The organism is Polynucleobacter arcticus, from assembly GCF_013307205.1.
GTDB classification, from domain to species: Bacteria; Pseudomonadota; Gammaproteobacteria; order Burkholderiales; family Burkholderiaceae; genus Polynucleobacter; species Polynucleobacter arcticus.
In genome coordinates this window covers 1,251,378-1,274,146 of sequence record NZ_CP028940.1, presented here as the reverse complement: position 1 = coordinate 1,274,146, position 22,769 = coordinate 1,251,378, and the positions used below count along the sequence as shown (strand labels likewise).

Annotated in this window: 19 protein-coding genes and 1 pseudogene; 19 read left to right on the top strand and 1 reads right to left on the bottom strand. The window is 48.2% G+C overall.

Annotated elements, in window-relative coordinates; all coding sequences use genetic code 11:
* Positions 1–5: 5 nt before the first annotated feature.
* From DN92_RS06420 to rlmD, 7 genes and pseudogenes are all read left to right on the top strand, one after another.
* Positions 6–1,277 (top strand): efflux RND transporter periplasmic adaptor subunit, encoded by a 1,272-nt coding sequence (locus tag DN92_RS06420; protein WP_173961283.1) that lies wholly within the window; start codon positions 6–8, stop codon positions 1,275–1,277.
* Positions 1,278–4,364 (top strand): efflux RND transporter permease subunit, encoded by a 3,087-nt coding sequence (locus DN92_RS06415; RefSeq protein ID WP_173960458.1) that lies wholly within the window; start codon positions 1,278–1,280, stop codon positions 4,362–4,364.
* A gap of 16 nt (positions 4,365–4,380) precedes the next feature.
* Positions 4,381–5,175, top strand: coding sequence for a 5'/3'-nucleotidase SurE (gene surE / locus DN92_RS06410; protein WP_173960457.1), 795 nt, complete (start codon positions 4,381–4,383; stop codon positions 5,173–5,175).
* A 29-nt stretch (positions 5,176–5,204) separates the two neighbouring features.
* Positions 5,205–5,828 (top strand): annotated as a pseudogene (locus DN92_RS06405) (protein-L-isoaspartate(D-aspartate) O-methyltransferase); the annotation flags it as partial.
* Positions 5,829–5,836: 8 nt separating this feature from the next.
* Positions 5,837–6,610 carry a peptidoglycan DD-metalloendopeptidase family protein gene (locus tag DN92_RS06400; protein WP_173960455.1) on the top strand — a complete coding sequence of 258 codons (774 nt, stop codon included), beginning with the start codon at positions 5,837–5,839 and terminating at the stop codon, positions 6,608–6,610.
* A 23-nt stretch (positions 6,611–6,633) separates the two neighbouring features.
* The gene (locus tag DN92_RS06395; RefSeq protein ID WP_173960454.1) at positions 6,634–7,455 is read left to right on the top strand and encodes a 3'-5' exonuclease; all 822 of its coding nucleotides are present in this window, start codon (positions 6,634–6,636) and stop codon (positions 7,453–7,455) included.
* Entirely contained in the window at positions 7,448–8,881 is a 1,434-nt protein-coding gene (rlmD, locus tag DN92_RS06390) for a 23S rRNA (uracil(1939)-C(5))-methyltransferase RlmD (protein ID WP_173961282.1), read from the top strand. Before DN92_RS06395 ends, rlmD begins: the two co-directional genes overlap by 8 nt.
* A gap of 49 nt (positions 8,882–8,930) precedes the next feature.
* On the opposite strand, the gene DN92_RS06385 is transcribed toward rlmD, so the two are convergent.
* Complete coding sequence (locus tag DN92_RS06385) at positions 8,931–9,632, bottom strand: Bax inhibitor-1 family protein (RefSeq protein ID WP_173960453.1); 702 nt, start codon at positions 9,630–9,632, stop codon at positions 8,931–8,933.
* Positions 9,633–9,938: 306 nt separating this feature from the next.
* On the opposite strand from DN92_RS06385, the gene ndk reads away from it, so the two are divergent.
* From ndk to DN92_RS06325, 12 genes are all read left to right on the top strand, one after another.
* Complete coding sequence (gene ndk, locus DN92_RS06380) at positions 9,939–10,364, top strand: nucleoside-diphosphate kinase (protein WP_015421250.1); 426 nt, start codon at positions 9,939–9,941, stop codon at positions 10,362–10,364.
* Between the two features lie 91 nt (positions 10,365–10,455).
* A complete protein-coding gene (gene rlmN, locus DN92_RS06375; protein WP_254598375.1) occupies positions 10,456–11,649 on the top strand; it encodes a dual-specificity RNA methyltransferase RlmN in 1,194 nt (397 codons plus the stop codon).
* A gap of 18 nt (positions 11,650–11,667) precedes the next feature.
* Positions 11,668–12,948 (top strand): flavodoxin-dependent (E)-4-hydroxy-3-methylbut-2-enyl-diphosphate synthase, encoded by a 1,281-nt coding sequence (ispG, locus tag DN92_RS06370; RefSeq protein WP_173960451.1) that lies wholly within the window; start codon positions 11,668–11,670, stop codon positions 12,946–12,948.
* 47 nt (positions 12,949–12,995) lie between these two features.
* A complete protein-coding gene (gene hisS / locus DN92_RS06365; protein ID WP_173960450.1) occupies positions 12,996–14,312 on the top strand; it encodes a histidine--tRNA ligase in 1,317 nt (438 codons plus the stop codon).
* Positions 14,313–14,375: 63 nt separating this feature from the next.
* Entirely contained in the window at positions 14,376–15,035 is a 660-nt protein-coding gene (locus DN92_RS06360) for a YfgM family protein (RefSeq protein WP_173960449.1), read from the top strand.
* Complete coding sequence (bamB, locus tag DN92_RS06355; protein ID WP_173960448.1) at positions 15,035–16,189, top strand: outer membrane protein assembly factor BamB; 1,155 nt, start codon at positions 15,035–15,037, stop codon at positions 16,187–16,189. The genes DN92_RS06360 and bamB overlap by 1 nt, the downstream gene beginning before the upstream one ends.
* Positions 16,186–17,547 carry a ribosome biogenesis GTPase Der gene (gene der, locus DN92_RS06350; RefSeq protein ID WP_173960447.1) on the top strand — a complete coding sequence of 454 codons (1,362 nt, stop codon included), beginning with the start codon at positions 16,186–16,188 and terminating at the stop codon, positions 17,545–17,547. The genes bamB and der overlap by 4 nt, the downstream gene beginning before the upstream one ends.
* Positions 17,548–17,703: 156 nt before the next feature.
* Complete coding sequence (gene hfq / locus DN92_RS06345; protein WP_173960446.1) at positions 17,704–17,946, top strand: RNA chaperone Hfq; 243 nt, start codon at positions 17,704–17,706, stop codon at positions 17,944–17,946.
* Between the two features lie 70 nt (positions 17,947–18,016).
* On the top strand, positions 18,017–19,180 hold the full coding sequence (hflX, locus tag DN92_RS06340; protein ID WP_254598374.1) for a GTPase HflX: 1,164 nt from the start codon (positions 18,017–18,019) through the stop codon (positions 19,178–19,180).
* Entirely contained in the window at positions 19,170–20,684 is a 1,515-nt protein-coding gene (hflK, locus tag DN92_RS06335) for an FtsH protease activity modulator HflK (RefSeq protein ID WP_173960445.1), read from the top strand. The genes hflX and hflK overlap by 11 nt, the downstream gene beginning before the upstream one ends.
* Positions 20,684–21,556: a protease modulator HflC gene (hflC, locus tag DN92_RS06330; protein WP_173960444.1), complete on the top strand. Its 873-nt coding sequence runs from the start codon at positions 20,684–20,686 to the stop codon at positions 21,554–21,556. The genes hflK and hflC overlap by 1 nt, the downstream gene beginning before the upstream one ends.
* Before the next feature lie 18 nt (positions 21,557–21,574).
* Positions 21,575–22,738, top strand: coding sequence for an ATP phosphoribosyltransferase regulatory subunit (locus DN92_RS06325; protein ID WP_173961280.1), 1,164 nt, complete (start codon positions 21,575–21,577; stop codon positions 22,736–22,738).
* Positions 22,739–22,769 lie beyond the last annotated feature (31 nt).

Genomic DNA, 22,769 nt, shown 5'->3' with positions numbered 1-22,769 from the left:
CAGTGTTGAAAGACAAAATTCTTTCTTTTCTAAAACAGACCGCTGATAAGGCAAAGCCTGTCATCGATAAAGGCCTACATTTTGGCGGCCATCGATTGCAGGTGGCACTTGCTAGCGTTGCCGGCTTGTATTGGAATCTAAGTCCACAAAATCGTCAGCGCGTTCGCTTAGCTGCTGTTGCGTTCACCATCTTATCGCTGGGTATTGTGTTGGGTCGTCTGACGGATGTGCATCGCAATGTCAAGATTGAAGTATCCGATAAAGCCCTCAAGGTAGAGAAGAGCGGCATTCTGGAATTAAAGCTACCTGGGATAAAACTGAATCCCGAAATTTATATTTTCCAAGATGCCCAAAAAGTTCAGGTACCCGTCGATATTAAGGTGCCAGGCCGTCTTGCATTTAATGCAGAAAAATCCAAAATCATATCCGCGCGTGCACCGGGTAGGGTAGAGCGTATTTATGCATTCGATGGCGCTGAAGTCAACATCGGCTCCCCAATAGTAGAGCTTTACAGCCCAGAATTTATGTCTGCACAGCAGGAGTACTTGCTGTCTTCCAAAACTGCGAAAGTTTTAGAATCTAGTAAAACCATGAGCGACTTGCTGGGCGATGCCCGCATTACTCAGCAGGCTGCCGCAAACCGCATGCGTAATTTGGGTGCTGGTGATGGCGACATTAAGGTGATTGAGACTACTGGTAAAACGCAAAGTAATTTGATCATGCGCTCCCCGTTAAAGGGTGTAGTGGTTAAGCGCAATGTGGAGCCCGGTTCGGCCGTGAACTCTGGTGATGTCATTGCTACCTTGGCTGATCCTAAGCAACTGTGGTTCCTAGGCAATGTATTTGAGCAAGATTTTCGTTTCATTAAGCCTGGTCAAAAAATGGTACTCCAAGTAGAGGCCTATCCTGATAAAGAGTTTGTCGCTTATGCAAACTACATTGCGCCAACGATCGATCCACAATCCCGCGCTTTATTGGTTCGTGCAGAGATTGAAAATAATGATGATCTCCTACGTCCAGATATGTACGCCTCAGCTAAGCTCACAACCGGTATGGCTGATGCAATTGTGGTGCCACAAACCGCAGTTGTGCGTATTCGGGAGATGCGTTACGTCATTATTAAAGTAGGAGATGAGGTCTATCGCCGCTTGCCTGTAAAGGGCTATGATTTGAACAGTAAAACTTTCGCAATTACCGATGGCGTTGAGCCTGGTTCCCGCATCTTGGCTCAAGGCGCAGTGCTATTAAATGACCGATTTGCAAAGCAGGAAGACTAAGTGAGCGCATTTACCTCCTTCATTCGGGGTGTGCTTGAGAAGCGTGTGCTTGTCATTGTGGGCTCGATCGTATTGCTAGGCCTGGGAATGTTTAGTCTCTCCAAGTTGCCGATTCAGCCATACCCTGGCGTTGCGCCATTAACCATTCAGGCAATTTCACAGTGGCCTGGTAGAAGCACTACCGAGGTAGAGCAACAGGTCACCATTCCAGTAGAGAATGCCTTGGCAGGCATTCCGGGTCTTCAGGCCTTCCGCTCAGTCTCCCTATTTGGTTTATCAGTTGTCACGCTCAAGTTCAACGACACTACCGATCCCTTTCAGGCGCGGCAACGTTTTATTACTAGCCTATCGAATGTGAGTTTTCCACCTGGGGTGACATCCAGTGTGAGCCCAGATTCGGATGCGACTGGCGAAATCATGCGGTATGAGGTGAAGTCGGATTACGCTTCCTCTACGCAGCTCAAGACGCTGCAAAACTACGATATCTATAAGGAGCTCAAACAAACACCTGGTGTGGCTGATGTCTCCTCTTTTGGTGGCAAGGTACGTCAATATCAAGTGATTGTGAGTCCAGAAAGTCTTCAGGCAAAAGGGGTTACGGTCACTGAACTCATTACTGCACTAACCAATGCAAATAGCAATACAGGCGGTGGTTTGCTACCTAGTGGTGAGCAGCAATTTGTGGTCCGCGGAGTAGGCCTCTTAAAAAATATCGACGATATCAAGCGGGTGGTTGTCTCCATTCATAACGGCGTACCTATTCGGATCGGTGATGTGGCGCGGGTAGAAATTGGTAATGCGCCTCGTTTAGGTTTATTCCAGTTCAATGACAATCCAGATTCTGTTGAGGGCATTGTTTATCTTCGCCGCGGAGAGAACGCGACTGAAGTATTAGCCAGGGTTCGCAACACCGTTGAAAACATTAACAAACAAGTGCTTCCACCTGGAATTGAAGTAGTTCCTTTTTATGATCGCCAGGTTCTACTGGACATCACTATTGGTACTGTTAAGCACACCTTGTTCTTCGGTATCTCCTTAGTTCTTGCGGTACTCTTTTTCTTCTTAGGTAATTTGCGAGCAGCAGCGGTAGTAGCCGCAGTGATCCCTCTTGCTTTGTGTGTCTCATTTATTCAGATGCATCTCTGGAGCGTGCCTGCTAACCTAATCTCTCTAGGTGCTATTGACTTTGGTGTGATCGTCGACTCGGCTGTCATTTTGACGGAGAACGTCATGCGACATCTTGAGGAGGGCGGTAAGCGCTTAAACCAAAGCATCATTCAGGCAACGAGTGAAGTACAGCGTGCCATGATTTATTCCACTGGCATCATCATCGTTGCTTACTCCCCATTATTTTTTATGGGTGGAGTTGAGGGCATCATCTTTAAGCCCATGGCTTTCACAATGGGTTTTGCCTTGATAGCGGCAATGATTCTTAGCCTGACCTTCTTGCCTGCCATGATCTCCTTGGTCTTTGGTGAAAATCTACACCATAAGCCACCAGGGTTCATGACTAAACTTCTCAAGGCCTATAAGCCTCTGCTGAGAAAATGGATGGACCGCCCTCTAACGGTAGTCTCAGTAGCAGTATTCGTTTTAGGTCTGACTTTATTAAGTGTGACCCGCTTAGGGACAGCATTCCTGCCTACCCTAGAAGAGAACAATATTTGGTTACGAGTCACCTTACCGAATACTGTGGACTTAGATTACTCCGTTAAGGTAGCTAATCAGTTGCGCGAGACTTTCTTAAAGCAGCCTGAGATTGAAAAGGTGGCGGCCCAAATCGGTCGACCAGATGATGGTACTGACTCCACCGGCGTGTTTAATCAAGAATATGGCCTGTATTTAAAGAGTCCCGACAAGATGCCGAGTGGCTCCAGTAAAAAAGACTTAATTGCTCATCTTGAAAAGGAGCTTGATCGGATTCCTGGCATTACCTATAGCTTTTCTCAATACATTCAAGATAACGTGAATGAAGCTTTGTCCGGCGTTAAGGGTGAGAACTCAGTCAAGATTTACGGGACTGATCTGGAGGTCCTAGATCAAAAGGCGCACGAGGTGATTGCTCAGCTCAAAAAAGTACGCGGTGTCGCAGATGAGGGCATTCTGAAGGAACTGGGCCAGCCGACACTCAATATTCAGATTGATCGGGAACGTGCTGCACGTTACGGTATCAACGTCAATGATATCCAGACGGTTGTTGCTAACGCGATTGGTGGGGCTGCCGTTACCAATCTCTTAGAGGATGAGAAGACCTTTGGTATTGCGATTCGTTTAAATGAAGGTAGTCGCAATGACATTGCAGATATTGGCCGCCTGCTGGTAGATGCACCAAACGGTGCAGCCATCCCCTTATCGATGGTTGCCTCTGTACAGTTAAGTGATGGCCCATTCTTCATTTATCGCGAAGCAGGTAAGCGTTATATCGCTATTAAGTTTAGTGTTCGTGGTCGCGACTTAGGAAGTGCTGTAGAGGATGCTCAGTTTCTCGTCGAGAAAAATATTACCTTGCCACCAAACTACGCTATTAGCTGGGATGGCCAATTCAATCAAATGAAGCAGGCGCAGAAAAAGCTCATGCTGATCGTGCCACTCGCATTATTGGGCATCTTCTTATTATTAGTTAGCGCATTTGGTAATTTTAGGGATGCTGTGATTGTGATGATCAATGTCCCATTTGCTGCTATCGGTGGCGTGATTGCTCTGCATCTTGCTGGTGAGACTTTGAGTATTTCTGCTTTCTTCGGATTCTTGTCGCTCTTTGGTATTGCGATTCAGGATGGTGTCATTTTGATCTCCTTTATTAATAAGACAGCAGCTACTGAACATGCTGAAATGAAGGATGTAATGGTAGAGGGCGCTTCATTACGGGTTCGCCCAGTACTAATGACTGCTGCATTGTCTGGCCTAGGACTGCTACCAGCTGCCTTGTCCCATTCGATCGGCTCAGAAGCTCAGCGTCCTTTAGCCCTAGTCATTGTGGGTGGTATGGTGACGACGACTATTCTGACCCTCCTGGTATTACCAGTAATATATGGGTGGTTCAGGGGTCGCAGATTGAATCGGATCGTAAAAGCCCAAGCCTTTTAAGAAAGTACTGAAGTTCATGAGTGAAAATACAAAACAGCCCCATATTCTGATTTCAAATGATGATGGTTATCTTGCTCCTGGTCTTCTGGCGCTGGTTAATGCGATTCGCCCATTGGGCCGAGTTACTGTCATTGCGCCCGAGCAAAATCACAGTGGCGCCTCTAACTCATTAACACTCTCACGACCGCTATCAATTCACCGCGTTGCTGGTGGTGAGCGCGATGGCTTTTTATTCATTAATGGTACGCCAACTGATTGCGTTCACATTGCGATGACCGGCTTTTTGGATGAGAAACCGGATCTTGTGGTCTCCGGTATCAATCAAGGCGAGAACATGGGTGAAGATACTTTGTACTCTGGCACAGTTGCTGCAGCAGTTGAGGGTGTCATGTTTGGTGTTCCAGGCATTGCCTTTTCACAAATCGATAAGGGTTGGAATCGAATTGATGATGCCGCTAAAGCTGCCCACGATATCGTCGCTCAAATGCTGGTGTCCAATCTAGCTCATAGTGAAGGCCCCGCAACTTTATTGAATGTCAATATCCCGAACCGTCCTTACGCCGATCTCTATCGCTGGCGCGTCACCCGTTTAGGTAACCGCCATCACTCGCAGCCCGTAGTCGTTCAGAAGAGTCCGCGTGGCGATGACATCTATTGGATTGGTGCTGCCGGAGATGCTAAAGATAGCTCAGAAGGCACGGACTTTCATGCAATCGATGAGGGATGTATCTCAATTACTCCCATGCAGTTAGACCTGAGCCATCATGCCCGTTTGGCTGCTATGCGCGCTAATGGCTGGGATCGCGGTTGAAGTCAGCGGCAGAGCGCAACGCTGGTCACCGGCAAGCCCTGGCTGCTAAAGTTTTAGCGGCAGGGGTCAAGCACGGCAAAACTTTAGAGGCAATTGCCACTGTGCCGCGCCATGCTTTTATGGATGCAGGAATGCACCCTCAGGCATACGAAGATACCGCTTTGCCAATTGGTCATTCCCAAACCATTTCTAAGCCATCGGTAGTGGCTCGCATGATTGAAATTCTGCACAAGCCAAAGCAACAACTGGGAAAAGTATTGGAGATTGGTACTGGTTGCGGTTACCAAGCCGCAGTTCTGAGCTTGCTGTCGGATGAGGTGTACTCAATAGAGCGTATTCGGCCCCTGCACGACATGGCCAGGGAAAAGCTGCGCCCATTCCGCATTAAAAATCTGCGCCTTATTTATGGTGACGGTATTCTGGGGCTGCCCCAAGCTGCTCCATTTGACGGGATTATTTTGGCTGCTGCCGGTTTGGGTATTCCGGATGCCTTATTGGATCAATTGGCTATTGGGGGGAGGTTGGTTGCCCCAGTTGCTAAAAATGAAAAAGAGCAGCAATTGATCATGGTTGAGCGAATGAGCTCCCAGCGCTATCAAAGAACCGTTCTGGACGAGGTCTTTTTTGTCCCCTTACAATCAGGGGTAGTATGAGAAACCCTATGAATTTAATAACTAAATCCTTTCTATTGCTCCTTGCTACCAGCGCATTGCTAGTTAATGTGGGCTGCTCAACTACGCCCAGAGCAAAACCTGCGACGGTAGTGGATCGAAGTGGTGCTAATAGCAGTAGTGAGGCCACTCCTCCTGGTTACTATCGCGTGAAACGTGGTGACACCTTGGCGCGCATTGCTCTGGATAATGGCCAGTCACCGCGGGATTTAGCGCAGTGGAACAATATGGCTAATCCCAACCAGATTGAAATAGGGGATTTGATTTTGGTGAGACCACCGCCAGGCTTCAGGTCTGCTGCAAAGCCAGCGCCAAAGACGCCGACTAATGTCGATACCCCTAAAACTGATGTCCCTAAAGAAGATACCCCTAAATCAGACGCCTCCAAAGAGATGGTGGCTGAGCCTGGTATTCGCTTGTCATGGCCTGCTAAAGGGAAGGTGAGCGATGATTTCAGTGAAAAAACCAAGGGCATTGATATTGCTGGCAAGTTAGGCGACCCGATTACTGCAGCCGCAGACGGTAAGGTTGTCTATGCTGGCAATAGCTTGCGTGGTTATGGCAATTTGGTCATCATCAAGCATGACAATACCTATCTCACTGCCTATGCCCATAACCGCTCACTTACGGTAAAAGAGGGTGATACGGTCAAAAAAGGGCAGAAGATTGCAGAGATGGGTGATACAGATACCAACTCAGTCAAGCTCCACTTTGAGTTACGTGTGAATGGCAAGCCGGTAAATCCAACGCCATACTTGCAGTAACAGTTGCTGAGTTAGGCTTCGCTATGGCAACTGTTCTCGTCTTTGATATTGAAACCATTCCCGATGTAGCAGGCCTGCGCCGTCTTGAGGATTATCCAGATACGATGTCGGATAGTGAGGTAGCTGCCAAGGCCATGGCTGCAAGAGCAGAAAAAACTGGCAGTGAATTTCTCCCCCTTTACCTGCAGCGTATTTGCGCCATCTCTTGCGTCATTCGCAGGACAACGAAAGAGGGTGCACCCCAAATTAAAGTGGGCACTCTAGGTACGCCCCAGGATGATGAGAAGGGATTGATTCAGACCTTCTTTGAGCTCATTGAAAAATATACGCCCCAGCTAGTCTCTTGGAATGGTAGCGGCTTTGATTTGCCAGTGCTGCATTACCGCGCACTCGCCAATCATGTTCAAGCGCCGCGCTATTGGGAAATGGGTGAGAGTCAAGAGAACGATAGCCGCGAGTTTAAGTGGAATAACTACATCAGTCGTTATCACATGCGTCATTTAGACATGATGGATCTTTTGGCAAAATTTAATGGCAGAGCAAATGCACCACTAGATGGCTTGGCAAAGTTATGCGGCTTTCCAGGCAAGATGGGGATGGATGGGAGCCAAGTGTGGCCCGCATACCAAGACGGCAAGATTGACGACATCCGTCGCTATTGCGAAACCGATGTGGTCAATACCTACTTAATGTACTGTCGATTTCAGTTGATGCGCGGTGGCTTCTCTCTTGCGGAGTACCAAGAAGAAATCACGTTTGTAAAAGCCTACTTAGAGCAGGAATCCAAAGAGCCTCATGGCGCCCAGTGGCAAGAGTACCTACTCGGTTTTGCTCCAGATGCGTAGAGGTGAAAAGCCAGTTCACATTGTTGTGACTGAGCCAATACGAGTGGAGTCTCTGGATCTAGATGCACAAGGGATTGCTCGCTTGGTGCCTAACGAGGAAGAGCTTAACCAAGGCCAAAGCGGCAAAGTAATCTTTATTCAAGGTGCTTTGCCAACCGAGTTGGTTACCTATGTCGTCACTAGAGATAAAGCCCGCTTTAGTAAAGCTAAAGTACTCAACATTCTTAAACCCGCCGTCTTTAGAGCTGAGCCTAAGTGCAAAGCCTTTGGCGTTTGCGGTGGTTGCACGATGCAGCATTTAGATATTCGGGCACAAGTAGCTATGAAGCAACGCGTGCTAGAAGATGACTTAAAGCACATCGCTAAAGTGGCACCCGAGGAAATCCTGCGTCCTATGGGAGGGCCAGCATGGGAGTATCGACATCGTGCACGTTTGAGCGCAGTGAATCGCTCGATTAAAAAAGGCACCGTGCTGATTGGATTTCATGAGGGGAAAAGTGGCTATGTTGCGGACATGACTGCTTGCGAGATTTTGCCTGGGCATGTATCTGCTTTACTTCCCGCGATGCGTCAATTAGTCAATGGTTTATCTATTGTGGATCGCATGCCCCAAATTGAAATTGCGGTAGGTGAGCCTGAGGATCCGAATTCAGATGATCCGAAAAAAACGCGCCCAGTCACCGCTTTAGTATTCAGAAACCTATTGCCGCTAACATCAGCCGATGAGCAGCTTCTCAGGGATTTTGCTGATGAGCATGCAGTTTGGATCTGGTTACAACCCAAAGGGATAGAAACCGTTGCACCGTTCTATCCGCTCACTGGCAAGCTTTGCTATCGCCTGCCAGAGTTTGGAATTGAGATGCCGTTTAAGCCGGCAGACTTTACGCAAGTCAATCATCTGATGAACCGTGCTTTAGTGAGTAGAGCGATTCGCCTCCTAGAGGTTCAGGCAAGTGATCGCGTACTCGACTTGTTTTGTGGCATTGGTAACTTCACGCTCCCATTAGCCCGAAGAGCTCAGTCTGTCTTGGGTATTGAAGGTTTAGAAAGTCTAACGACCAGAGCTAAGGCGAACGCAGAGCACAATCAGCTGGCAGACACGGTGAGTTTTATGCAGAGCAACTTATTTGAAGTCACGCCAGAGACGATTGCCTCATGGGAAAAAGCGGAGCGCTGGTTGATGGATCCACCCCGTGAAGGCGCTATGGAGATTTGCCAGGCCTTAGCCCAATTGTATGAGCAGGGTAGTGATCTCCCTCCTCAGCGTATCGTCTACGTCTCCTGTAACCCGAAGACTCTAGCCAGGGACGCGGATATTTTGTGTCATCAAGCAGGCTATGTTCTCAAGAGTGCTGGAATCGTCAATATGTTCCCCCATACATCCCATGTAGAGTCTATGGCGGTGTTTGAGAGATCAACAAATTGAAGTAAAGAAAAAGGCACCCGCAGGTGCCTTTTCTATTGAATCTAAATACTTAATCTCTGTTGCCGCCAACAATGCCCAAGAGTGCGAGCAAGTTAGTAAAGACGTTATAGACATCTAAGTAGATGGCTAAGGTAGCCATGATGTAGTTGGTCTCTCCACCGTTGATGACACGCTGCACGTCAACCAAGATGAAGGCGGAGAAAATAGCAATTGCCAAGACCATGACAGTCAGCATCAAGGCAGGCAGTTGTAGCCAGATATTTGCTAATGAAGCCACGATCAAGAGCAGTACACCCACCATCAACCATTTACCCATGCCAGAGAAATCACTTTTGCTCACAGTGGCAATCGTGGCCATCACAGCAAAAATCGCTGCAGTTCCACCAAAAGCCAGCATGATTAAGGTGGCGCCATTGCTATAGCTGTTCAAGGTATAGCCCACTAAACCGGACATCATGATGCCCATAAAGAAGGTGAATCCTAAAAGCAATAGAACGCCGATACCGGTTTCTTTGTTCTTCTCAATCGCCCAGAAAAAGCCAAAAGCGATTGCCATAAAGACGATGAAACCCAAAAATGGGCTTCCCGCCATAAAGTTCAGGCCGAAAGCAACGCCAAGCCATGCACCAATGACGGTAGGGACCATCGATAGCGCCAAGAGGGCATAGGTGTTACGCAGAACGCGATTGCGAATCTGAGGGGTGCTAACCGAGCCAGTTTGCCCAAAGCCGTAAGAGTTAAGATCGCTCATATTGACTCCTTCTTCAAAGTAATTACACGGGCCCACAAGGGGCTGTTGACAGTAAGTATAGACAAAACGGGGTAATTTCAAGCCCCTAATCAAAATAAGCATAAAAAGACCACAAACCGAAGGGTTATGCCCTGTAAATTCAATAGCTTAGCTATGTCCAGATCAGGGTAAATACCGTCAGGCGATGTATAATTCGGGGGTCGCTGAATTCTTGGCGCGCTGTAGGAAATGGGGGGAGAAACTTCACCCTGAGTCTAATTAAGCGCTAATTCAGCTAATTTTTTGAAATCACTATTGGAGTTTTACATGGCTATTGAGCGCACCCTTTCTATTATCAAACCTGATGCTGTAGCAAAAAACGTGATCGGCAAGATTTATGACCGTTTTGAATCCGCTGGTTTGAAGATTGTTGCGTCCAGAATGGCGCATTTATCACAAGCTGAAGCTGAGCAGTTTTACGCTGTTCATGCTGCCCGTCCTTTCTTCAAAGATTTGGTGAGCTTCATGATTTCTGGTCCTGTGATGATCCAGGTATTAGAAGGCGAAGGCGCTATTGCGAAGAACCGTGATTTGATGGGTGCTACTGATCCTAAGAAAGCGGATGCTGGTACGATTCGCGCTGATTTCGCTGACAGCATCGATGCCAATGCGGTTCATGGTTCTGACGCTCCTGAAACGGCTGCTGTCGAAGTAGCATTTTTCTTCGCTGGCATGAACGTGTTCAATCGTTAATTAACGATTGTTGACGATTCAGCTATTGAATTTATAAGTAGTCGCATTGACCTCCCCGCGCGTAAATCTCTTAGATTTTGACGCTGACCAAATGGCAGCGTATGTCGCGGGGTTGAATGAAAAGCCCTTCAGGGCAAAGCAACTCATGCAGTGGATACACCAACGCGGTATATCCAACATCAATGACATGAGTGACTTAGCAAAAAGCTTTCGAGCAACACTGCTTGATAAAGCAGAAGTACTTTCTCTCCCGGTCCTAAAAGATGAGCACGCAGCAGACGGTACCCGCAAGTGGTTACTAGACGTTAAAGGTGGTAATGCTGTGGAGTCGGTATTTATTCCGGAGGATGATCGCGGCACTTTGTGCATTTCTTCTCAGGCGGGTTGTGCCGTCAATTGCCGTTTTTGCTCCACTGGGCATCAAGGCTTTTCGCGCAACCTTACCGCTGGTGAAATTATTGGCCAGTTATGGTTTGCGGAACATTTGCTGCGCAATGACCCTAATGCAGTTCGCCGTATCGAGCAATATCCAACACCGGGTTGGGAACACACCGGCCGCGTGATTTCGAATGTAGTCTTGATGGGTATGGGCGAGCCCTTGCTGAACTACGACAACGTAGTGACTGCTTTGCGTTTAATGCTAGACGATAGAGCTTATGGCTTATCCCGTCGTCGCGTCACGCTGTCTACTTCTGGCGTTGTGCCGATGATTGATCGCCTCGCACAAGATTGCCCAGTTGCCTTAGCGGTGTCATTGCATGCGCCAAACGATAAGTTACGCGATCAGCTGGTTCCATTAAACCAAAAATATCCCTTAAGAGAGTTGCTTGCAGCATGCGAAAGGTATCTGCCTTTTGCCCCAAGAGATTTCTTAACCTTTGAGTATTGCATGCTCGATGGTGTCAATGATTCTGATATTCAAGCTAAAGAGCTGGTGCGCTTATTGGCCAACATTAAGTGCAAAATCAATCTCATTCCATTTAATCCATTCCCAGAGTCTGGATTAAAGCGCTCTTCAGCACAACGCGTTCACGCCTTTGCGAGCATTTTGCTAGATGCTGGAATGGTTGCAACGGTACGCAAAACCCGCGGTGATGACATCGCTGCAGCCTGCGGACAATTGGCGGGTGATGTAGTAGATCGCACCAGAGTTCGTGAACGTGCAGTACATGACAAGCAAATTCATCTCGATCAAGATGATGATGCAGAAATTCTGGATGATGAAGATGAGCCAGAATATCAAGCTGAGCGCCCAGTGCAATGGCTCAAAAGATTAGACGACTGATTTCATTACACAACGCCAATGAGTAATTCCTCAAATAATCCCTCAAGCAATCCCCCCAAATTGCCTTTAGGTCCAGAGCCGAAGCGTTCAACGCGTCAGGCAACCGTTGCCTGGAAAACCAACATCATCACGATTGGCGGCGATGCACCTGTCCGCGTTCAGTCCATGACCAATACTGATACTGCGGATGCGATTGCTACCGCCATTCAGGTAAAAGAGCTAGCTCGTGCTGGATCTGAGATGGTACGAATTACGGTAGATACGCCCGCAGCGGCTGCGGCAGTGCCGTATATCCGCGAGCAGTTAGATAAGATGGATGTGCTGGTGCCTTTGATTGGTGACTTTCATTACAACGGCCACACCTTATTAAAAGACTATCCAGAATGTGCCAAAGCCCTATCTAAGTACCGGATTAATCCAGGCAATGTAGGCAAGGGCGCTAAACGCGATCCGCAATTTGCACAAATGATCGAAGCGGCTTGTCAATATGACAAGCCCATTCGGATTGGCGTGAACTGGGGTAGCTTAGATCAAGACTTGCTGGCGAGCATCATGGATGCGAATGCAGCATTACCAGTTCCAAAGACCGCTCAAGAAGTCATGATTGAGGCCTTGATTCAGTCTGCATTGCAGTCTGCTGAAAAAGCAGTTGAGTTTGGTATGAATCCTAATCAAATTATTTTGTCTTGCAAGGTAAGTAAGGTGCAAGATTTAGTTGCCGTATATCGCGATCTATCGCATCGCTCAGACTATCCTTTGCATTTAGGTTTAACCGAAGCTGGCATGGGTAGCAAGGGGATTGTTTCCTCAACTGCCGCAATGGGCATTTTGTTGCAAGAGGGTATTGGCGATACGATTCGAGTTTCTCTGACTCCCGATCCAGGTGCGCCACGTGAAAATGAAATTATTGTGGCTCAAGAGATCTTGCAAACCATGGGCTTGCGGAATTTCACGCCGATGGTCATTGCTTGTCCTGGTTGTGGAAGAACAACCAGCACTACTTTCCAAGAGCTCGCTGCCAATATTCAGTCTTACCTTCGCCAACAAATGCCCATCTGGAAAAAAACGCACCCGGGTGTAGAGGCGATGAACGTGGCTGTTATGGGCTGTATTGTCAATGGCCCCGGTGAGAGTAAGCACGCTAATATTGGCATCTCCTTGCCAGGTACTGGCGAGACCCCAGCAGCGCCTGTGTTTGTTGATGGCGTCAAAGTAAAAACGTTGCGTGGTGACAATATTGCCCAAGAGTTTCAAGTGATTGTCGATGAGTACGTCAATCAGCATTACGCGCCGAAATAAATCATCAGAATCATTCCGCATCACTCCGAATCACATTAATGTACAACATGACCGATCAAGCTAAAACACAAAAGATTCAGAAAATTAATGGCGTGCGCGGCATGAATGACCTCTTGCCGGCAGATGCTGCCCAGTGGACTCATCTGGAGCATGTCTTGCGTGATCTCACTCGTGCTTATGGTTATGAGTTCTTGCGTACCCCCATCGTGGAAGCAACAGCAGTATTTCAGCGTGGTATCGGTGAGGTGACTGATATTGTGGAAAAGGAAATGTATTCCTTTGAAGATCGCCTCAATGGTGAGCAACTCACTCTGCGCCCAGAAGGGACTGCTGCACTCGTGCGCTCTGTCATTGAAAACAATTTGTTGTACGAAGGACCAAAGCGTCTTTGGTATACCGGTCCGATGTTTCGTCACGAGCGTCCACAGCGTGGCCGCTATCGACAGTTCCACCAATTTGGTATTGAGGCATTAGGCTTTACTGGTCCCGACATTGATGCGGAAATTATTTTGATGGGGCAGCGCTTGTGGGATGAGCTCGGTCTTCAGGGTGTTCGTTTAGAGATCAATTCCCTGGGCCAGGCTAATGAGCGTGCTGAGCACCGCGCCGCCTTAGTGATCTATTTTGAAAAGAATAAAGATCAGTTGGACGAAGATTCACAGCGTCGCTTATTGACCAATCCATTGCGGATTTTGGACTCTAAAAATCCCGAGATGCAGGACCTCATTGAAGGTGCGCCGAAGCTATTGGATTTCTTGGGTGAAGAGTCACTCAAGCATTTCGAGGGCGTTCAGGCTCTTCTCAAGGCAAATAACATCCCTTGCAAGATTAACCCCCGTTTAGTCCGTGGCTTGGATTATTACAACCTCACTGTTTTTGAATGGATTACCGAAGAACTGGGAGCCCAAGGCACGATTGCTGGCGGTGGACGTTATGACCCCTTAATAGAGCGCATGGGTGGCAAAGCTGCTCCAGCATGCGGTTGGGCGATGGGTATGGAACGTGTATTGGAGTTGATGAAGGTTTCTGGCTCATTGCCAGAGGCCCCAGCACAGTGCGATGCCTTTGTGATTCACCAGGGCGGTGAAACGTTGACTGCTGCCGTAATCATCGCAGAGCGCCTACGTAATGCGGGGATTGATGTCATTCTGTTTTGCGCTCCTGATGGCCAAGCAGCTAGCTTTAAGTCTCAAATGAAGAAGGCGGATGCCAGTGGGGCAGCCTATGCTGTCATTATTGGGCCAGATGAATTGGCCAAGAATGAGGCTCAACTCAAGGACTTGCGTGGCAGCGGAGAGCAGAAGGCTGTGGCCCTAGATGGGGTTGTAGAAGCAGTAATTGATGCCATCGTCGGTGCTACATAATAGAATTACCTGACCGATTATTAAAGTTGTATTTAAATACCGTATTTATTAGCTTGGAATGACATGCCTTTAGACCTAGAAGAACAAGAACAAATAGATCAACTGAAAGCGTTTTGGCAAAAATATCGCAACCTCATCACCGGCGTGGTGACGGCTGTTTTATTTGCTTATGCTGCCTATAGCGGATATCAATGGTGGCGCACTAGTCAAGCGGCAGCTGCTTCCCAGTTGTACGAGACGATGGTGACCGCTATTAATAAGGGTGACAAGGATCAAACCTTACGCGCTGCCGATGATTTACAGAAGCAATTTTCTGGAACGCCTTATGCGGCTATGTCTAGTCTGGTTGCCGCAAAGATTGCCTCAGATGCGGGCGATTCGGAAAAAGCAATGGCGTATTTGCGCTGGGCTGCCAAAAATGCCTCGGATCAATCTTACGTGGCAATTGCTAAATTACGATTAGTAGCGCAATTGATTGAACAAGGCGCCGAAAAGGATTTTGCTGAGGCCGATGCGATTCTTAAAGAAAAACCAGTGACAGGTTTTGAAGCTTTGTGGCTAGAGCGTCGTGGTGATTGGTATTTGGCGCAAAAAAATACTGCTGATGCTCGTAAGAGTTATGAGGCCGCTTGGGTGCAGTTAAATCAAGCAAAAGAATTTCCTGAGGAGGCGCGTCGTCTCCTGAAGGTGAAATTGGATGCCGTCGGAGGAGTAGCTCAGTAATGGTGGATTTCAAACGTGTAGCAAAGCTAGCAAGCGCAACCCTGATATTGGGCTCTGTCGTCGTGGCCTTGGCGGCCTGTTCTGGTGGCTCACGTGTTCGTAAGCCTGCAGAGCTCGTCCCGGTCACCAATCAATTTGAATTAGCTCCGGTGTGGTCAACTAGCGTTGGCTCATCTGAATCATTTAACTTTCATATGGCTGTAGCAGGCGATTCAGTTTACGCAGCATCCCATCGCGGTAACCTCGTCAAGATTGACATGATGACGGGCAATAAAGTGTGGGAAACATCGGTACCAGACCGCCTCTCTATTGGCCCCGGATCGGATGGTCGCACCACTGCGGTTGTGACCACCAAGGGCACGGTTTATGCCTACGACGATACCGGCAAGCCCATTTGGAATGTCAATGTTGGCAGCGAAGTGTTGTCTGAGCCAGTAGTTGCTGGCGGCGTCGTCATCATTAGAGCGTTAGACAACCGCTTTATTGGTTTTGATGCGCTTACTGGTAAACGTAAATGGACTTATCAGCGGCAGCAGTCTGCATTGTCATTGCGGGTAGGTTACGGCATGCTGGCGATTGGTAATGAAGTGATTGTGACTGGATTTTCTGGTGGCCGTTTTGGCATGATCGCCATTGCCAATGGTGGCCTTGTTTGGGAGACACCAGTGTCCTTCCCCAAAGGTTTTTCTGAGATTGAGCGCTTAAATGATGTAACCGCTAAACCGAGTATGGAGGGCGAGATCATTTGCGCCGTCTCTTATCAAGGGCGTATTGGTTGCGGTCAAGCCCGAACAGGTAACTTATTGTGGTTTAAAGACTATTCCAGCTTTACTGGTACAGCACAAAGTCCAGACTTGGTTTTTTCATCTAATGAGAGATCCACAATCACTGCATTTGCAGTAAAAGATGGCTCACAGGCTTGGGAAAATACCCAACTGGCATTTAGAGGTGTTGGTGAGCCCACCGCCGTTGGCAAGGTATTACTCGTAGGTGATGCACAGGGTTATGTGCATGCACTTTCACAAGCGAATGGGGAAATGCTGGCACGCATTCGTCATGACAGTAGTCCAATCACAGCCGCACCGATTGCGGTGAATGGCCTCATCTTGGTTCAATCTCAAGGTGGAAAACTAGCGGCGTACAGTCCAAAATGAATCCAGTAATTACTATTGTCGGCCGTCCTAACGTTGGTAAATCGACACTCTTCAATCGCTTAACGCGTTCACGCGATGCCTTAGTTGCCGACTTCTCTGGCCTCACGCGAGATCGTCACTACGGTAAAGGCCGTATTGGCGAACGGGCATTTATTTGCGTGGATACCGGTGGCTTTGAGCCGGTTGCAAAGACCGGCATTGTTGCTGAGATGGCAAAGCAAACTAAACAAGCCGTAGCAGAATCCGACATTATCATTTTCTTGGTTGATGGTCGCTTGGGTATGGCGCCGCAAGATCGTGTGATTGCCGATTTTTTGCGCAAGACTGGCAGACCGATTATTTTGGCCGTCAATAAAACAGAGGGTATGCAGGCTGGTGTTGTTACTGCAGACTTCCATGAGCTGGGTTTAGGTGAACCGTTCCCGATTTCCTCTGCGCACGGTGATGGCGTGCGTGGCTTGCTCGATGACGCATTAGATTCTCTCGGGATTCCTGAGCCAGAACCTGAAGAGCAAGAAAACGATCCCAATCGCCCGATGAAAATTGCGGTAGTGGGTCGTCCCAACGTCGGTAAATCGACATTGATCAATAAATTGATTGGTGAAGAGCGTGTCATCGCGTTTGACATGCCTGGAACAACGCGTGATGCGATTGAAGTGCCATTCGAGCGTAACGGCAAACCCTATATTTTGGTCGATACCGCTGGTCTTCGTCGTCGCGGAAAAGTATTTGAAGCGATTGAGAAATTCTCAGTAGTGAAAACCTTGCAAGCGATTGCTGACTGTAATGTGGTCATTTTGATGTTGGATGCTCAGCAGGATATTTCAGAGCAAGATGCGCATATTGCAGGATTTATTGTGGAAGCAGGGCGCGCATTGGTGGTTGCTGTAAACAAGTGGGATGGTCTGGATGCTTACGTGAAAGAACGCGCACGTTTAGAGATTGCTCAAAAACTCCGCTTCTTGGATTTTGCTAACGTACACCCGATCTCCGCTAAAAAAGGCACCGGTCTTAAAGAGCTCTTTAAGGATGTTGACCTCGCTTACGCGGCAGCGATGGCAAAGTTACCAACGCCAAAACTCACCCGTATTTTGCAAGAAGCAATCGAACATCAACAGCCCAAGCGTGTGGGTATGGGTCGTCCAAAACTACGCTATGCACACCAGGGTGGTATGAACCCCCCGATTGTGGTGATTCATGGGACATCCTTGAGTGGTGTGACCGATAGCTATAAGCGCTATCTAGAGGGTCGCTTCAGAGAGGTCTTTAAGTTAACAGGCACTCCATTGCGTATCCAGATGAATACTGCCAAAAACCCATATGTTGATGCGGATAAGGGCAAAAAAGGCAAAAAGTAGTAAATCAGCGTACAGTTTTACTAGTGCATTACATCAAGGGCTTGATTTTCTGAAATCAGGCCCCTTATGTCTGAGGTAAGTAGGCCGTAAATATTTGATAAAAAAGCAAGACTCCAAACATCATAAAAAGCAAATAAAAATCGAATAAGGAGCAGTATGAATAACAGCAAAATCCAACTACTACAGGATCCCTTTCTAAATGCCTTGCGCAAAGAGCATGTACCTGTGTCCATTTATCTTGTAAATGGCATTAAGTTGCAGGGCAATATTGAGTCTTTCGATCAATACGTCGTCCTCTTGCGCAATACCGTAACCCAGATGGTTTACAAACACGCGATCTCTACGATCGTGCCTGCTCGTGCCGTGGAGTTCCGCACGGAAGAAGTTAGCCCTGTATAAAACCGGTGTAGATGCAGCCCGCGCCGTCCTCGTGGGTGTAGACACGGGACGCGAGGATTTTGCGGATAGCATGGCCGAGCTCAGCCTCTTGGCTGAGAGCGCCGGCTCTATACCTGCAGCCAGCGTGATTGCCCGCAAGGGCAAAACTGACCCTGCCTTATTCATTGGATCGGGTAAAGCAAACGAAGTTAAAAAAGCGATGGAAGAGCAGCGGGCTGAACTGGCCATCTTCAATCATCCACTGTCGCCAACCCAGCAACGCAATCTAGAGCGGCATATTGGTTTTCATGTCATGGATCGTACGGGCCTGATATTGGATATTTTTAGCCAACGAGCACAAAGCCATATTGGTAAAACTCAAGTGGAGTTAGCTCAAGTACGGTATCGCATGTCGAGATTGGTACGTGCTTGGAGTCATTTGGAGCGTCAACGAGGCGGTATTGGTGTGCGCGGTGGTCCAGGCGAGACCCAGATGGAGTTAGATAGGCGGATGCTGGCCACCAAAGCGAAGCGTTTAGAGAGTGAGCTTGAAAAGCTGCAACGCCAGCAAAGAACCCAAAGAAGAGCCAGAAACCGCAGGGATGTCTTCTCTGTTTCTTTAGTGGGGTACACCAATGCAGGTAAGTCCACCCTGTTTAATGCCCTTACAAAAGCTGGGACTTATGCGGCTGATCAGTTGTTTGCCACCCTGGACACGACCTCCCGAAAAGTCCATTTGGATGGAGTGGGGTCAATTGTGGTTTCCGATACCGTGGGTTTTATTCGTGAATTGCCTCACCAGTTGGTTGAGGCTTTCAGGGCAACCCTTGATGAAACCATCCATGCTGACCTGATTTTGCATGTCATTGATGCCTGTAGCCTGGTTGCTCGGGAGCAAAAGGCCGAAGTAGAGGCGGTTTTACGGGAAATTGGCGCGGATGATATCCCTCGAATAGAGGTGATGAATAAAATTGACCAGATGCCCCAGACCTTTACGGAAGGTGCAGTAATGGTGCGCGATTCAGAGGGGATTCCAAGTCAAATTTTCCTCTCCTCCAAAACTGGCTTAGGCCTCGATCTATTGCGTTCCGCCCTCGCTGAATGCTCGCAAATGACTGATAGAATAAGGGTTGAGCAGAATCGTGCCAAGGTCCAAATGGCCCCAGACGAGTTTTTAGCTCCTTTACCCGAACGACCAGAGACTTCTGAATTTAACCCTATTTCTAACCGAAAATATTCACCAAATGACGCGTAAATTTCTCGAGCTGTTCTCGGTCAATGATCCAGGCTGGGGCAATAGTCATCCAGGCAAGGATTCAAAAGACGCTAAAGATGGGCAGGACCCTCAAGCCCCCAAGACAGAGCCAGGCAATCCGGATGCGGATAAGCCGGTAGAAGTGCAGCCTAAGAGCCCGCAGCCTGCTAGGCCTGATGGCCCACCAGATCTTGATGAGCTCTGGCGTGATTTTAACGATCGCATTAGCGGTATCTTTGGCGGCAAGAAGAAGCCTGGCTCAGTCGCCAGCAAGCCAGCCAATAGACCAAATAGTGCAGATATTCCTCCGCCATCTCAGCGCGGTAACGGTGGCGGCAATGGCGGTGGCGGCGGTGGTGGTTTCAATGCACCCAACTTCAATTTCACTAACCCCTTTGGCTCTAAAGCGACAGTGATCTTGGCTGCTGGCGGCGTAGCCTTGTTTTGGATCTTTAGTGGTTTTTATATCATTCAAGAGGGTCAGTCTGGTGTTGTTACCACGTTTGGTAAGTACTCTTACACTTCAGGCCCAGGTATTAATTGGCGTATGCCTTGGCCTGTGCAGACTGAGCAAATAGTTAATGTTTCTGGAGTACGCTCCGTTGAGGTCGGTCGTTCAATTTTGATCAAAGCCACCAATCAAAAAGATACTTCCATGCTCACTGAGGATGAAAACATCATTGATGTGCGTTTTGCTGTTCAATACCGCTTAAAAGATCCAACAGATTATTTATTTAATAACCGCGATCCAGATACCACTGTGGTGCAAGCCGCAGAAACTGCTGTCCGTGAAATTGTTGCCCGTAGCAAGATGGATACCGTTTTGTACGAAGGTCGTGAAAAGATAGCGATTGATTTGGCTGCCTCGATACAAAAAATCCTCGATAGCTATAAGACGGGAATCTATGTAACAAGTGTGACCGTTCAAAACGTTCAACCACCAGAGCAAGTGCAAGCGTCATTTGATGATGCGGTGAAAGCGGGGCAAGATCAGGAGCGCTTAAAGAGTGAGGGTCAGGCCTATGCTAACGACATCATTCCACGCGCTAAGGGTACGGCTGATCGACTCATTCAAGAGGCTGAAGGTTACAAGGCCAGAGTGGTTGCCACGGCTGAAGGTGATGCCAATCGCTTTAAGCAAGTGCAGACAGAGTATGCGAAAGCACCTGGTGTAACTCGTGATCGTATGTACATTGATAGCATGCGCGAAATGTACAACAACGTGTCTAAAGTTTTGGTGGATACCACCAAGAGTAATAGCATGCTCTACTTGCCTTTGGATAAGATCATTGCGCAAGTGAGTGCAGAAAGTGCGCAAGTAGCTGCATCACAAGCGTCAGGCTCTACGCCTACCGGATCTGTAACAGTAGGGGGTGCGACAGGCAATCCCGCAGCTCCATTTAGCAACAATGTAACTAGCCCAAGCCCGAGCACGCCTCCAAGCGTTGGTGCTTCCGAAAAACGCGACGGCCTCAGAAGCCGTGATAGAGGGGATGCAAGATAATGAACGCAAATCGTCTATTGGCAGCTATCGCTGGCCTGATTGCTCTGGTGTACATACTGACCTCCAGTATCTTTGTTGTTGATCAACGTAACTATGCTGTGGTGTTTTCATTCGGGCAAATTGTGCGGGTGATAGAGCAACCTGGCCTGCAAATGAAACTCCCGGCACCTTTTGAAAATGTGCGTTTCTTTGATCGTCGAATTTTGACTATCGATACCCCTGAGGCCGAGCGCTTTATTACCTCAGAGAAGAAAAATCTCTTGGTTGACTCTTACGTTAAATGGCGCATTGTTGATCCCCGTAAGTTCTTCGTGAGCTTTAAGGGTGATGAGCGTTTAGCGCAAGATCGCCTGACACAGTTAGTTCGTTCAGCCTTGAACGAGGAGTTTACTAAACGCACGGTCAGAGAGATTATTTCAGATCAACGCGAGCAAGTAATGCAGGGTATTCGTAAAAAGGTAGCTGATGATGCATCCGATATCGGCGTTGAAATCGTAGATGTTCGTCTTAAGCGTGTAGATCTATTGGCGGAAATTAGTGACTCTGTCTACAGGCGTATGGAAGCCGAACGTAAGCGCGTGGCCAATGAGCTACGCTCGACTGGTGCCGCAGAGTCAGACAAGATTCGAGCCAATGCTGAGCGACAACGTGACACTGTTTTGGCCGAGGCGTATCGTGAGGCGCAGAAAATTAAAGGTTCGGGTGATGCAAGAGCTACTGCCTTGTATGCCGAAGCATTTGGGCGCGATCCTCAGTTTGCACAGTTCTATCAAAGTCTTCAGGCTTACCGTAGCTCCTTTAAGGATAAGAGAGATGTCATGGTGATTGAACCTAATGGCGAGTTTTTCAAGTTCTTAAACAAAAAAAATTGAATGTGAATGTTTCAGAACATGAATCGTTGGTTACTTCCCGAAGATATTGCTGATGTTTTGCCAGCCGAGGCTCGTAAAGTAGAGACTCTGCGACGTGCCATCCTGGACTTATATCAGTCCTATGGTTATGAGCTGGTGGCCCCTCCTATTTTGGAGTTTCTGGATTCGCTCTTGACTGGAACTGGCTCAGATCTCAATTTACAAACCTTCAAGTTGGTTGACCAGTTATCGGGTCGCACTCTGGGTTTACGTGCAGATATGACGCCGCAAGTGGCTCGTATTGATGCGCATTTATTGAATCGTGAGGGTGTGACTCGTCTTTGTTACGCTGGCTCTATTGCGCATGCGCGCACGCCAGTCGGTAGCTCTGCTCGTGAAGAGCTCCAAATCGGTGCTGAGATTTATGGCTGTGCTACTTGGGAAGCAGATTTTGAGGCAATCTCCCTGCTACTGAAGACTTTGAGTGTTGCTCAATTAAGCAAGGTCTATCTGGACCTTTCTCATGCAGGAGTTCTCGAGGGAATCCTGGATGGTCAAGTCACTGCGAAGAGCGATATTGAGGCCCTCTACACCTTATTGCAAAGTAAGGATCGTTCACGCTTAGCAATTTGGGCTCAACGCCTTCCTGCAAAATCTGCAGATGCGTTGATGGCTTTAACGGAGTTAAATGGCCCTTGCGCGCAAGTCCTGGCTAATGCTAAAAAGACTTTGCCAAAACACAAGCTCATTGATGAGGCTCTAGCGCATTTGGAGATGCTAGTCTTGGCTACTGCAGCGTTCTCAGGTGATGTTGAGCTGAGCATTGATCTGGCTGACTTGCGTGGCTATCAGTACCATAGTGGTGTGATGTTTGCTGCCTATGTTGATCAGTTGCCGCAGCCGATTGCTCGCGGCGGTAGATATGACCATGTTGGCCAAGCATTTGGACGTTCTCGTCCCGCAACTGGCTTTTCAATGGACTTGCTGACCTTGGCAAGCCTAGCGCCTTTAGCGCAACGCAAACCCGCCATTGTTGCGCCTTGGATTGATGATGCGCTACTGACTAGTAAGATTGGTGAGCTGCGTTTAGCGGGTGAGGTAGTGATTCAGGTAATGGCTGGCGACCCTGTGGAAAGCGCTGAATACCTTTGCGATCGCGAGCTTGTTAAACAGGCCAGCTCATGGGAAGTGAAAAAGAAATAAATCAGTAGCAAACTCATTCTGTAATTACCTT

Excerpts from the sequence above, each read along its gene's own strand:
- surE (WP_173960457.1), top strand. The coding sequence starts at position 4,381 with ATGAGTGAAAATACAAAACAGCCCCATATTCTGATTTCAAATGATGAT.
- DN92_RS06400 (WP_173960455.1), top strand. The coding sequence starts at position 5,837 with ATGAATTTAATAACTAAATCCTTTCTATTGCTCCTTGCTACCAGCGCA.
- DN92_RS06395 (WP_173960454.1), top strand. The coding sequence starts at position 6,634 with ATGGCAACTGTTCTCGTCTTTGATATTGAAACCATTCCCGATGTAGCA.
- rlmD (WP_173961282.1), top strand. The coding sequence starts at position 7,448 with ATGCGTAGAGGTGAAAAGCCAGTTCACATTGTTGTGACTGAGCCAATA.
- DN92_RS06385 (WP_173960453.1), bottom strand. The coding sequence starts at position 9,632 with ATGAGCGATCTTAACTCTTACGGCTTTGGGCAAACTGGCTCGGTTAGC.
- ndk (WP_015421250.1), top strand. The coding sequence starts at position 9,939 with ATGGCTATTGAGCGCACCCTTTCTATTATCAAACCTGATGCTGTAGCA.
- rlmN (WP_254598375.1), top strand. The coding sequence starts at position 10,456 with ATGGCAGCGTATGTCGCGGGGTTGAATGAAAAGCCCTTCAGGGCAAAG.
- ispG (WP_173960451.1), top strand. The coding sequence starts at position 11,668 with ATGAGTAATTCCTCAAATAATCCCTCAAGCAATCCCCCCAAATTGCCT.
- hisS (WP_173960450.1), top strand. The coding sequence starts at position 12,996 with ATGACCGATCAAGCTAAAACACAAAAGATTCAGAAAATTAATGGCGTG.
- DN92_RS06360 (WP_173960449.1), top strand. The coding sequence starts at position 14,376 with ATGCCTTTAGACCTAGAAGAACAAGAACAAATAGATCAACTGAAAGCG.
- bamB (WP_173960448.1), top strand. The coding sequence starts at position 15,035 with ATGGTGGATTTCAAACGTGTAGCAAAGCTAGCAAGCGCAACCCTGATA.
- der (WP_173960447.1), top strand. The coding sequence starts at position 16,186 with ATGAATCCAGTAATTACTATTGTCGGCCGTCCTAACGTTGGTAAATCG.
- hfq (WP_173960446.1), top strand. The coding sequence starts at position 17,704 with ATGAATAACAGCAAAATCCAACTACTACAGGATCCCTTTCTAAATGCC.
- hflX (WP_254598374.1), top strand. The coding sequence starts at position 18,017 with ATGGCCGAGCTCAGCCTCTTGGCTGAGAGCGCCGGCTCTATACCTGCA.
- hflK (WP_173960445.1), top strand. The coding sequence starts at position 19,170 with ATGACGCGTAAATTTCTCGAGCTGTTCTCGGTCAATGATCCAGGCTGG.
- hflC (WP_173960444.1), top strand. The coding sequence starts at position 20,684 with ATGAACGCAAATCGTCTATTGGCAGCTATCGCTGGCCTGATTGCTCTG.
- DN92_RS06325 (WP_173961280.1), top strand. The coding sequence starts at position 21,575 with ATGAATCGTTGGTTACTTCCCGAAGATATTGCTGATGTTTTGCCAGCC.